Origin of the sequence: Candidatus Poriferisodalis multihospitum (genome assembly GCF_028283155.1) — a bacterium.
Classification (GTDB): Bacteria; Actinomycetota; Acidimicrobiia; order Acidimicrobiales; family Poriferisodalaceae; genus Poriferisodalis; species Poriferisodalis multihospitum.
This window is the reverse complement of record NZ_JAPYOK010000052.1, coordinates 1-11,754: the sequence shown is the minus strand read 5'-3', so window position 1 is coordinate 11,754 and position 11,754 is coordinate 1. Positions and strand designations below refer to the sequence as shown.

Below are 11,754 nucleotides of genomic sequence, written 5' to 3'. Positions count from 1 at the left end.
GAGATCCAGCGCAACATCATCGGCGAGCGGGTGCTGGGCCTGCCCAAAGAGCCCGACGACGCCAAGGACATCCCCTACAAGGACGCCCGCCGCAGCTGAACCCTGGAGAGCAGCGCGCAGACGGTGCGCGCGCAGATCGGTACGATCCGGCGCATGGCCACGCTGGGTTTGCGGCACGCAGTGCTGTGGGTCAAGGACCCGGAGGCATCGGCCCGCTTCTACGAACAGGCGCTCGGCCTGGAAGTAGCGAACCGCTACGGCACAGCGGTGTTCATGGCGTCACCCGACTCCAACACCGACCACGACTTGGGCTTGTTCGATGCGGCCGGCGAGGGCGCGCCGGCCCGCCATGTGGGCCTCTATCACCTGGCCTGGGAAGTGGCCACGCTGGCGGAGCTGGCCGAGGCCAAGACCCGGCTCACCGAAATGGGCGTGCTCGTCGGCGAGAACAATCACGGCGTCAGCCGCAGCCTGTACTGCCACGATCCCGACGGCATCGAGTTCGAGGTGATGTGGGAGGTGCCGCCGGAGCTGTATGAAGAAGACGCGCCCCGCAACATCCCGCTCGACCTCGACGCCGACATCGCCCACCCGCTCGACGCTCTTCGGGTACAGGCACGTCGGGTGCGGGATGTCGGTCTCGAACATGATCTGTGTGGCGCCGATGTGGTCGATGGCCGGCGCCAGCGTCTGGGACTCGAACCAGAAGCAGCCGTAGAACTGCCGCCGGAAGTACTCCGAGGGCTTCATCGACAGGTGGGCGAGATGCTCGGGGGCGGTCTCGCCGCACTGGTAGTCGAGGGCGTCGAGCAGGAACGGGATCCAGCCGATGCCGCTCTCCACCGACACGAAGTTGAGGTTCGGGTAGCGCTCGGGCACATCGCTCACCAGCAGGTTCACCATCCAGCGAAGCTGGCCCAGGAAGATCGCCGCCCCGCCGAGCGAGATCTTCACGTCGCCCGACCAGGTGTCGTACGGCACTTTGCCCGACCAGTCGATGTCACCCTCTGATGCGCCGATGTGGAAGTTGACCGGCATCTCCAGCGCTTCGCAGATCTCCCAGAACGGCCGCCAGTCGGGCTGGGCGAAGTTGGGCATGCCCGAGTCGTGCGGGTTGGAGCACATCACGATGCCCTTGGCGCCGTTGCGGTGCGCCCGGTCGACCTCGAGCACGCTGGCGTCGATGTCCCACCACGGCACCAGCGCCATCGGCAGGATCCGGCCGCCCGAGCGAGCCTGCAGGTCGGCCATCCAGTCGTTGTAGATCTCCACGCAGGCGATGCGCAGCGCCCGGTCCTCCACCTTGAGGAAGTTCTGGTTCCCGAAGCCGCCCACGTTGGGATACACGATGCCGTGGCTGACGCCCATGGCGTCCATCAGCTCAAGGCGGGCGTCGCAGTCGTACGACGCCGCGTGCACCATCTCGATGTCGTGCTTGAGGAACTTCAGCCCGAGCATCTTCTCGCCGTCGGGCAGGATCGCCGACACCGCCGAGTCGCCCGCAATCGGGATGTCGCCGTTGACCACCCACTTGCGCTTGCCGTCGTGCTCGCGGATCTGGGGCACCAGGTCGCGGTACTTGGCGGGCGCGAGGCTGGTCCACAGATCGTGCGGCTCGGTCCAGTGCGTGTCGGAGTCGACGATCTTGATCCCGGGAAAGAACTCGGTGATCGGCATGGTGTGCGCCCCCTCTCGGTGCCTGCCGGCACCGGATTCGAAACTACCAGTCACCCCTGCAGCAGTTCCGGGCTGGCCATGCGCAGCGCAGACGCCCCTGCCCGCGGGCCGCTGTTCGGGCGAGCGCGGAACGGGTCACCACTAATCTCGCCACCAAGCTCGATCGCTCGACGGCGGAGGAGGCGGACCATGCTGCGACTCACGTTCTTGCTGCGGCGCAAGAAGGGCATGACCCGGGCCGAGATGCAGGACTACTGGCTGAACGTGCACGGCCCGCTGGTGGTATCGCATTCGGCCACGGCCAAGTTCCTGCGCTATGTGCAGGTGCACACCACCAGCGACGACCACAGCCGCCTGCCGGGCCGGCGCGGCGAGATGGAAGAGCCCTATGACGGGGTTGCCGAGGTCTGGTGGGAATCGAAGGAAGCAATGCTCGCCGCCATGCGCACCGACGGGGGGCGCGAGTTCGACCGGGCGCTGGTGGAAGACGAGCTCAACTTCGCAGACATCGAGAACTCCTCCGCGTACTACTGCTACGAGTACCCGCAGGTGAACCCGACGCCGGAGAACATCGTGGCCACCGAGCGGTCCAGCCTGGTCAAGCTGTACTTCAGCTTCCGCCACCTGCCGTCGCTCAGCATCGACGAGGCGCAGTGGTACTGGCGCACGCACCACGGCCCGATCATCCGGCGGCAGGCGCAGTCGTCGGGCATCCTGCGCTACCAGCAGGTGCACGCCGACGAGCACTCCTTCACTGCAGCCGTCAACCGTTCACGAGGATCGCAGGTGGAGCCCTACACGGGCCATGCCGAGGTCTGGATGGACCGCAGCGCCATGGGCAACGCGATCCCCGAGAACCGGGCAGCGTCGCGCCGGGCGTATGAGGACGAGGCCAACTTCATCGACTTCGGCCGCTCGGTGATGTTCCTGGCCAAAGAGCACGTGATGGTCGACCACCGGTGAGCCGGCCGCCCGCCGACGGCGTCGACCCCGCTGCCGCAGCCGACTGGGCTGCGCTGGCAGAAGCCGACACCGAGGCGTGGCCGCCTCGGCCCGACGATGACGGGCCGTCCATCATGCCGCTGAGCTGGGACCGGGGACCCGAGCGGCTGTGGGGCACCTACGAGCGCGCGGAGCGAGATCACTACGGCTTGGCCGGCGAGGTCGACTGGGCCGCGCTCGCGCCCCATGATCTCTCGCCCGACGAACGCCTCGGGCTGGCCTACTGGTTCACCATGCACGGCAGCTTCGAGGCCGCCGGCGTGCTCACTTTCGCCCGGGCGCTCATCGCCGCGTACGAGGCGCACGAGCACGATGCCGTGCGGCGGATGCTGGTGACCGTCACCCGCGACGAGAACCACCACGACGAGATGGCGATGCGAGTGTGCCGGGCCATGCACCCCACCTTCGGCGACGCCATGACACCTGAGAGCGAGCTGGAGCGGGCTGCGATGCGCAACATCGCCTGGGTGCAGTCGCAGATCAACCGCTACTGGCGCGGCTACCAGACCGCCCACCAGCGCTACGGGTTCGGCACGATCGTCTCGGCCTTCGCTGCGGGCGAGGCAGCGGGCACCTTCATGTTCGGCCAGCTCGGGCAGGACTCGAGCCATCCGGTCCTGCGTGCGCTGATGCGGCTGGTGGCTCGCGACGAGTCGCGCCACTTCAGCCTCGCGACCCATCTCATGCGCCGCTACCTGCCGAATATCTCCCCCGACGAGCAGGCGGCCGTGCTGAAGAACCTGGTGGGCTCTCACGCCTACTTCTCGGTGTTCATGGACGAGCCGAACCCCCAGTTCTGGGGGCACCTCCCCGCAGGCTGGGTCGAGACACACCACCGGCTTGAGGACCTCGCTCGCCAGGCGGGCCTCGCCGTGCCCGAACCGGACCAGCGCACCGAGCTGTGGCGAGGGGCGTTCTTGCGGGTGAAGTCCATCGTGGACGAGGTCGGGTTGGATTTTCCGGCCATTCCGGCCCTGGGGATCGACGGTGACGAGCTGGCCGTCTCGCCCGACGATGTGGTGGTGGCCGCGCTGTGACCGGCTCGACGGACTGACAGGAGAGAGCGATGCCAGAACCGCTGCTCATGCGCTACTTCGACGAGATCGAGGTCGGCGACACGCAGGCCACACGAGGCCGCACGATCACCGAGACCGATGTCGTGAACTGGTGCATGTTCACCGGCGACTGGTTTCTGCTGCACTCCGACGTCGTCACCTCGGCGGAGTCGATGTTCGGCCAGCGCATCGCCCCGGGGCTGATGGTGCAGGCAATCGCCGGTGGCCTGCTGCTGCCAGCCGACACACGCAGTGTCATCGCCAACTACGGCATGGATCGGCTGCGATTCCCGGTGCCGACCTTCATCGGCGACACGATCCACGTCGAGCTGGAGATCATCGAGAAGGAAGAACGCGAGGTCGGCGGGTTGGCTCACATCGAGTGGCGCGTGCTGAACCAGAACGGCACGCTCGTACTGACGTGTGTGAACTTGGCTCTGTTCGCCCTGACTCGCCCTGAGGACGACCCACGATGAGCGCTGAGCACGCACGCACCTCCAGCGATCCGGTCGGCTACGAGACCATTGCCGTCGACGACGATGGCGGTGCCCGCACCGTCACGCTGAACCGGCCCAAGGCATTGAACGCTGCCAATCAGGCGATGCTCGCCGAGCTGTCATCCGCGTTCGATGCCGCGGCGGCCGACGACGGCGTGCGCTGCCTGCTGCTGACCGGGGCCGGCCGGGCGTTCTGCTCGGGTCGTGACCTGACCGAGGCCGAGCCCGGCGAGGACGCCTACGCCATCATCTCCGAGACGATCACACCCGTTCTGGAACGGCTCTGGGAGTTCGACAAGCCCACCATCGCGGCGGTGAACGGTGCCGCCATGGGGGTGGGCCTCGGCCTCGCCTTGAACTGCGATGTCGTGATCGCGGCGGACAATGCCCGATTCAGCTCGCCGTTCGCGAACTTGGGCGTGGCGCTCGACTCGGGCGGGCATTACCACCTGCCGCGCCTCGTGGGCATGGGGCGAACGCTCGAGATGGTGTATACGGCCGATGTCATCCGGGGCCCGCAGGCGGCCGAATGGGGGCTCGTGAACCGTTCGGTGGCCGGCTCCCGGCTGCTGGCGGTGGCGACTGCCCTTGCCCAGCGCATCGCCGCCGGACCGGCGCTGGCGTTCCGCCGCCAGAAGGCGCTGCTGCGCAAAGCCACCGGGATGACGTGGGCCGAGGTCAACGAGGCCGAGGCGCGGCTGCAGGCCGAGCTGGTGCAGACCGACGACTATCGCGAGGGTCTGGCCGCGTTCGCTGAGAAGCGGCGGCCTCGCTTCAGCGGCCGATGAGCACGCTGTGGGACCTGCTGCGTCGCACGGCGCGGCGGCGAGGCGATCATCCGGCGTACATCTACCCAGCGCAGGGCCTGCAGTTCTCCTGGGCCGAGGTCGCAGATCGGGCTGAGCGCCTGGCCGCCGGACTGGCCGACATGGGCGTGCAACAGGGCGACCGCGTGGCCACTCTGTTTGCCGATGGTCCGCTCCACAACGAGGCCATCTTCGCCTTGGCCCGTCTGGGCGCCGTGCGGGTTGGCCTCAACTACCGCTACTCGCCGGCCGAGCTCGACACCCTGCTACAGCACAGCGGGGCCGGCTACGGGCTGTGCAGCGAGGACTTCGCGCCGCTGGTGGCCGAGAGTTCGCTCGGTTTCGTCAGTTGCGGTGACGCAGCCACCGACTACGGCGAGCTGGCTGGGGCGATCGACGCCGCTGGCGATGCGCCTGCCGGCATGCCCTCCGAAGGCGACCTGTCCACCATCTGCTACACGACCGGCTCGACGGGGGCGCCGAAGGGTGCCCGGTGGACGCACCGCAACGTCACCCACGCGCTGGCGCACACGGCGATGGATGCCGAGATGCGTGCCGAGGACATTTGGCTGCACTGCCTGCCCGGTGCCGGCGTGCCGGGCTTGCTGGGCATCTGGCATGTGGTGCTGGGCTGGACGAATGTCGTCCTCGCGGCCTTCACGCCTGGCGACTGCCTCGATGCGATCTCGGGGCACGGCGTGACGGCGACGGTCTGGGTGCCGACGATGCTGGGCGCGGTGCTGGACGCCCAGGAGTCGGCGCCGGCCGATTGCTCCAGCCTGCGCAAGGTGGTGTACGGGTCGGCGCCCACCACGCCGGCCATGATCCGGCGCACGATGGCCACCTTTCCCGACGCGGAGATCGAGCAGTGGTACGGCTCCACCGAAGGGGCGGGCGGCTGGTTCACCCGCCTGTCGCACGCCGACCACCTGCGGGCGATGGCAGGCGAGGAGCACCTGCTGCGCTCATGCGGCCAGCCCATGCATCACGTCGAGCTGGACGCCGTTGCATCGGACGGCGCAGTGCTTGCGCCGGGCGAGCAGGGCGAGATCAGGGTGCGGAGCGCCTCGGTGATGGCCGGCTACCTCGATGAGCCCGAGTTGACTGCCGAGACCCTGCGCGGCGGCTGGATGCACACGGGTGATCTGGGATACGTAGACAGCGAGGGCTACGCGTACTTGGTCGATCGCAAGCAGTTCATGATCATCACCGGCGGGTACAACGTGTATCCGGTCGAGGTGGAGAACGCGTTGGCCGAGCATCCGGCCGTCGCCGACGTGTGCGTATTCGGCGTGCCGGACGACCACTGGGGCGAGGCAGTGCATGCGCTGGTGGTGCTGCGGGACGGCCACGCCGCCACGCCGGCCGAGCTCGTCGAGTTCAGCCGCGGATCGCTGGCGACGTTCAAGGTGCCCAAGGCGGTCGAGCTGCGCGCCGAACTGCTCAAGGGTCCCACCGGCAAGGTGCTCAAGCGCGAGCACAAGGCCGAGTATTGGCCGGCCTGAGCAGCGCCTTTGCTCAGGTCTGCTCTTGGCGGCGGACCACGAAGAACCACGTCAGCGCGAACGACAGCACCACCAAGATCACGCTCATCAGCCCTGCCTCGGCGATGAACGCGTCTTCGAACGAGCCGAAGATACGGGTGGTCAGCGTGGAGAAGTCCAGCGGCGACACGAACAGGCTGATCGGCAGCTCCTTCATCACCGACAGCAGCACCAGCCCCCCGGCCGCGCCGAGCGCGGGACCCATCACCGGCATGTCCACGGTGAAGAAACGGCGCACCGGGCCGGCCCCGAGCAGCCGGGCGGAGTCGTGCAGCCGGTCGGGCACGCTGCGCACCGCCACGACGCTGATGCCCATCGCCAGCGACCCGAAACGCACGATGTAGGCGAAGATCAGCAGCACGGTGGTGTCGCCGAGCAGTTCCAGCACCATGTCGGTCCGCAGGACCCAGAAGCGCATCGACAGCGCAATCAGCAGCCCGGGCAGCGCGAAGGTGCTGATGACCACGGCGTGCGCGAGCGACCCGGTGCGGGACCGGTGCCGTCCCACCAGCATGGCGATGGGCAGCACTGCCGCCACCGAGATGGCGGCAGCCACCACGCTCACCCACACGGTGTTGAAGGTGGCGTCGGCGATGCTGCCGTAGTCGACCGCGAGCGCCCGCTCGCCGGTCACCGAGCGCAGCACGCCCCGTTGCGCCCAGTCCACCAGCGCGATGAAGGGCGCTGCCACGCTCGCGAACACGGTCAGCCCGACCGCCGCGACGGCGGCGGGACTCCAGCGACCCAGGCGATAGTCGAGAGGCCGGTTCGAGCCTGAGCGAGCACCGTCGGGCAGCCGGCGGGAGAACCACCGCTCGGCCAGCACCACTGCCGCTGCCAGCACCAGCAGCATCAGGCTGAGCGCCAGCGCCACTGGCGGGTTGGCCAGGTGGTTCGTGGCGATGGCGCGGGTCAGCGTGTCATAGCGCATCAGCTGCACGGCACCGAAATCGCTCAGCGTGTACAGGAACACCAGCAGCGTGCCCGCCCCGATGGCGGTGCCTGCGTGGGGCAGGCAGATGCGGCGGAACACCGCGAAGGCACTGTCGCCGAGCATCCGGGCGCTCTCTTCGAGGCTGCCGGGGAGCTGCCGCAGCCGGGCGGCGACCGGCAGGTACACGTAGGGGTAGGTCATCAGCAGCAGCACCAGCCAGGCACCGAAGAAGCCGCGCAGCTCGGGCACCGTGGTGATGCCGACGTAGGCGAGCAGATCGTTGGCCAGACCGCCCGGGTTGAGCGTGCGGATGAACGCCGCCGCGCCCACGAATGTCGGGTAGACGAGCGGCAGCGGCAGCAGCACCCGCCACAGCCGGCGCAGCGGCAGGTCGGTGCGGGCGGTGAGCCATGCCAGGCCGGTGCCCAGCACCAGCGCGCATGCCGAGACCGAGACGGCGAGCCGCAGCGAGCGCCACAGCGGGCCCAGCGTGCGTGCGCTCCACAGCAAGCCGTCGGGGCCGGTGCCGTCGCGCAGTGCCCGGTACACCAGGTAGACGCCGGGGAAGGCGAACAGGAACGCCAGCGCCACGCCGGCGAGGCGCAGCGCCGGCGGTGCCGTGCTGCGCCGTCGCCGGGTGGCGGCGATCATCTCAGCCACCCGATCGGGCCGGTGTCAGGACCGGTGTCACTCGTTCAGGATGCCGCTGGCCTCGATGATCTCGGTGGACCGGGCGAATCCCTCGCCGAGCGAGTCGAAGTCGAGACTGCCGACCTCGGGACCCCCGAGGCTTGGCAGGACGTCGGCCGGAGCGACTCCTGCGGCGAGCGGGTACTCGAGGGTCTCGCTGCTGAAGTACTGCTGCACCGGTGCGCTCAGCAGGTAGGCGATGAACTCGTTGGCGGCGGCCGTGTGCTCGCTGGCGGCCGTCACGGTGGCCGCGGTGATGATGAGCAGCGAGCCGATGTCGGAGCCGGCGAAGTCCCAGTTCGCAGCCCGGTGGCCGTCGCCGATGGCCTCGGCCACTTGGTACTGGTAGTAGTGGTTCACGAGGCCCATGTCGATCTCGCCGCGGCCGGCAGCCTCCACGATGGACCGGTTGTTGGGGTAGTAGCGGGCGTCGTTGGCCACCATGTCGTCGAGCCATTGCGTGACGGCGTCGTCGCCGTGCTGGTGGCGGAAGACGGTGAACCAGTCCACGAACGAGCCGTTGGTGGCGGGGATGGCCACCCGGCCGCGGTAGCGCTCGTCGGTGAGGTCGAAGACCGACGCCGGCAGCTCGTCGCCGGCGACGTTGTCGAGGTTGTAGACGAGCACGCGCTTGCGACCGGTGAACCCGACCCAGGTGCGTGAGCCGGAACGGTTCTCGCTGTCGACGAGCTCGGCGACGCCTGCGTCGACGGTGCCGAGCAGGTCCTTGTTCTCCAGGAAGCCCACCGGTCCGGGCGAGCGAGACAGGAACACGTCAGCGCTGGTGCGGTCGCCCTCTTCGGCCAGCAGCAGCGCGAGGTCGGTCGAGGCGCCCCAGCGGACTGCCACATCGACGCCGGTCTCGCACTCGAACGCGTCCAGCACGGGCTGGATCAAGTTCTCGGTGCGACCGGAATAGACGGTGAGCTGCCGGTCGCCGGCATCGGCGCATTCGCCGTCGTAGATCGCCACCGCAGGGCCTTCCAGCGTGCGCGCAGACCCGCAAGCGCTGGCGATCAGGGCGGCACTGGTGGCGAGCACCGCCAGGCGGGTCAATCGTCTGCGCCGACTCGACGGCCGAGGCGCAGACGGAGGCGGCGGGGCGGAGGGGATTGGTGGCGTGAGCATGGCGCCGCACTATAGCCACAGTTTCCGAAGATTGTAAAGTTCACCTAACGAACGATGTGGAGCGCCCTGTTCAGATTGCCAGTGCCATGGGCGGAGAATCGGTTTGTGTAGCGTGGAGGCGTGGCCCTAGGGTCACTGGTGGATCTCGACGGAATCGAACCGTCCGAGGAGGGCTATCACACCGGCTCGGCGCACCAGCGCGAGACCCACGAGAGCCGCACTCTTCGGGGTGCGGCTCTCGTCATGCTGGCAGGCCCAACTTCGTTGGCTCTCATTATATTTCGTTCAGGCGAAGCGCAGTGGGTCGGCGGCGCTCCAGTCGACGGGCTGCTCGTCGAGATTCAGTGCGAGCTGGTGCCAGACCAGCTCGACCGCCGGCGGACCCACCGGGTCGGTCTCGGCGGCAGCGTTCACCATCAGCTCGTACATGGCGCCGTCGGTCTCGTCGGTGGGTCGAGACAGCAACTCCATGAACGCCTCGGCCATCTCGCAGGGCTCCAGCATCCGCGGCTGCCAGCGCCCGAAGACCCGCTCGTTGCCTGCGTACTCGTTGGTCATGCCGGTGCGCACGAACGGCAGCAGCAGCGTGAAGCAGGTGACGAGGTCGGCGCTGCGACCCAGATTCACCTTGAGCACCTTGGGAAGCTGCAGCACGGCCCAGTTGCTGAGCGCGTAGCCGGGCACTGCCGGGCCCGGATCGACGGCTTGTCGCGACGACACGTACACAATCTGCGCCTGCTCGCCTGCGTACACCGCCTCGCCCGCCCACAGGTGGGTCGATGCCAGGAAGCCGTCGACCTTGGTGTCGAGCACCAACCGTGACTGCTCCAGGTTCTCGATGAAGGCCTGGCGCACCCGGGCCCGCCTCAGCGATGAGGACTCGCCCTCGACTGGCCGCAGGGTGCGGCCGAGGTTGTAGCCGGACTCGGTCAGCCCGGAGTTGCAGATCACCAGATTCGGCGGCAGGCCGCCCATCTGGTCGATGACGTAGCTGCGGATGGCCCACAGGTCTCGCAGGTTGGTGACGTCGGCCTGCACGGGGAAGGCATGCACGCCCTCGTCGCGCAGGCGATCGACCAGGTCGAACCCGTCTTCGTAGCTGCGATGGAAGTGAATGCCAACGCTCTCAGCACCATTGAGACCAGTGCTGAGTGCCATCGCCTGGCCGATGCCGCCGTCCTTGCCGGCACCGGTGATGAGCACGCGTCTGCCCTCTACGCCGCCGCGCAGCGCATCGAAGCGGAACCTGTCGGTGGGCGCGGTGTAAGTCATGGCGTTGCTCCTCGTTGAGCGACGGGCTGATGTGTCGGAATCTGCCAGTTGAGCTCCCGGCCGGACGGCCGGTGCCGACCGCGAGTCTGCCTTACGCCAAGACCGGGGAAGTACGCCTTTGGCCCGGCTAGCGGCCGGTCCAGACCGGGTCGCGCTTCTCGACGAACGCCCGCGGGCCCTCCAGGAAGTCCTCGGTGCCGAGGATGTTGCGGAAGTGATCCTTGGTGATCTCCCAGCCGTCATCCTCGGAGCGGGCATGACTCTCCAGCACCACGGCGCGGCTCTCGCGCACGGCCTTGGGAGCATTCGCGATGATCCGATCGGCGAGTGCCATCGCGGCGGGCACCACCTCGCCCTCGGCGGCCATCTCGTTGACCAGGCCGAGCTGGTACGCCCGCTCGGCCGAGATCGGGTCGCCGGTCATGGCCAGCTCCAGCGCCACATTGCGGCCCACCACCTGCGGCAAGCGGAACAGCCCGCCCGCGGCGGCCACGAGCGACCGCTTCACCTCGGGAATGCCGAAGCGGGCCCGGGGCGAGGCCACCACCAGGTCGCACGACAGCACGATCTCGAGGCCGCCCGCCAGCGCCGCCCCGTCTACCGCCGCGATGAGCGGCTTGGTGCGGGGGTAGCGGGCGAGCCCGGCGAAACCGCCCTTCTCGGTCTCGATGGGCTTCTTGGCGGCCACCGACTTGAGGTCGGCCCCGGCGCTGAACACGGTGCCGGTGCCGGCCAGGATCCCGACCCACACCTCGGGATCGGCCTCGAAGGTGTCGAGATGGGCTTCCATCTCCGAGGACACCTCGTGGCTGATGGCATTGCGGGCTTCGGGCCGGTTCAGCGTGAAGATCGCCACCCGCCCCTGGACTTCGTAATCAACGACCATCGGGCCAATCTAAAGAGTGGTGCAGCTAAGTGCGCCCGCTGCGGAGGCGGCAGGTTGCTCAGCGGCGGATGTCGGGGGCGCCTAGGCGGGCTGCATCGGCGGTCTGGTCGTCGGGCCGGGTCTGGCTGTCGCGCTCGGCCTCCACTCGTGCGTGGTAGTGCCACACCTCGCGCTCGACGGCCTCGGGAGTCCAGCCGAGCTCGGCGCCCATCAGTTCGGCCGTGTCCTGCGCGGCGTCGACGCCCCGGTCCCACGACTCCACT

The 11,754-nt window shown here is 68.5% G+C and carries 9 protein-coding genes and 3 pseudogenes; 6 read left to right on the top strand and 6 right to left on the bottom strand.

The genetic code is table 11. From position 1 onward, the window contains the following. Nucleotides 1-153 precede the first annotated feature (153 nt). Nucleotides 154-453: pseudogene (locus tag VI480_RS15590) on the top strand (VOC family protein); the annotation flags it as partial. A 177-nt stretch (nucleotides 454-630) separates the two neighbouring features. Here the strand turns inward: VI480_RS15590 and VI480_RS15585 are convergent. Then, nucleotides 631-1,368 (bottom strand): annotated as a pseudogene (locus VI480_RS15585) (amidohydrolase family protein); the annotation flags it as partial. Nucleotides 1,369-1,866: 498 nt separating this feature from the next. Here VI480_RS15585 and VI480_RS04850 point away from each other — a divergent pair. From VI480_RS04850 to VI480_RS04830, 5 genes are read left to right on the top strand one after another with little or no spacing between them, the layout of a single operon-like run. Beyond that, nucleotides 1,867-2,640 carry an EthD domain-containing protein gene (locus VI480_RS04850; RefSeq protein WP_323671691.1) on the top strand — a complete coding sequence of 258 codons (774 nt, stop codon included), beginning with the start codon at nucleotides 1,867-1,869 and terminating at the stop codon, nucleotides 2,638-2,640. After that, nucleotides 2,637-3,716 (top strand): diiron oxygenase, encoded by a 1,080-nt coding sequence (locus VI480_RS04845; RefSeq protein ID WP_323671690.1) that lies wholly within the window; start codon nucleotides 2,637-2,639, stop codon nucleotides 3,714-3,716. Before VI480_RS04850 ends, VI480_RS04845 begins: the two co-directional genes overlap by 4 nt. Before the next feature lie 29 nt (nucleotides 3,717-3,745). Continuing rightward, a complete protein-coding gene (locus tag VI480_RS04840) occupies nucleotides 3,746-4,210 on the top strand; it encodes a MaoC/PaaZ C-terminal domain-containing protein (RefSeq protein WP_323671689.1) in 465 nt (154 codons plus the stop codon). Next, nucleotides 4,207-5,019 carry an enoyl-CoA hydratase/isomerase family protein gene (locus VI480_RS04835; protein WP_323671688.1) on the top strand — a complete coding sequence of 271 codons (813 nt, stop codon included), beginning with the start codon at nucleotides 4,207-4,209 and terminating at the stop codon, nucleotides 5,017-5,019. Before VI480_RS04840 ends, VI480_RS04835 begins: the two co-directional genes overlap by 4 nt. After that, nucleotides 5,016-6,542, top strand: coding sequence for a class I adenylate-forming enzyme family protein (locus VI480_RS04830; RefSeq protein ID WP_323671687.1), 1,527 nt, complete (start codon nucleotides 5,016-5,018; stop codon nucleotides 6,540-6,542). The genes VI480_RS04835 and VI480_RS04830 overlap by 4 nt, the downstream gene beginning before the upstream one ends. Nucleotides 6,543-6,555: 13 nt before the next feature. Here the strand turns inward: VI480_RS04830 and VI480_RS04825 are convergent, their stop codons facing one another. The 5 genes and pseudogenes from VI480_RS04825 to VI480_RS04805 form a co-directional block, all read right to left on the bottom strand. Beyond that, on the bottom strand, nucleotides 6,556-8,166 hold the full coding sequence (locus VI480_RS04825; protein ID WP_323671686.1) for an iron ABC transporter permease: 1,611 nt from the start codon (nucleotides 8,164-8,166) through the stop codon (nucleotides 6,556-6,558). A gap of 36 nt (nucleotides 8,167-8,202) precedes the next feature. Continuing rightward, the gene (locus VI480_RS04820) at nucleotides 8,203-9,333 is read right to left on the bottom strand and encodes an extracellular solute-binding protein (protein ID WP_323671685.1); all 1,131 of its coding nucleotides are present in this window, start codon (nucleotides 9,331-9,333) and stop codon (nucleotides 8,203-8,205) included. Between the two features lie 285 nt (nucleotides 9,334-9,618). Next, on the bottom strand, nucleotides 9,619-10,605 hold the full coding sequence (locus VI480_RS04815) for an SDR family oxidoreductase (protein ID WP_323671684.1): 987 nt from the start codon (nucleotides 10,603-10,605) through the stop codon (nucleotides 9,619-9,621). Between the two features lie 127 nt (nucleotides 10,606-10,732). Then, complete coding sequence (locus VI480_RS04810) at nucleotides 10,733-11,491, bottom strand: crotonase/enoyl-CoA hydratase family protein (RefSeq protein ID WP_323671683.1); 759 nt, start codon at nucleotides 11,489-11,491, stop codon at nucleotides 10,733-10,735. A 58-nt stretch (nucleotides 11,492-11,549) separates the two neighbouring features. Then, nucleotides 11,550-11,754 (bottom strand): annotated as a pseudogene (locus tag VI480_RS04805) (glycerol-3-phosphate dehydrogenase); the annotation flags it as partial.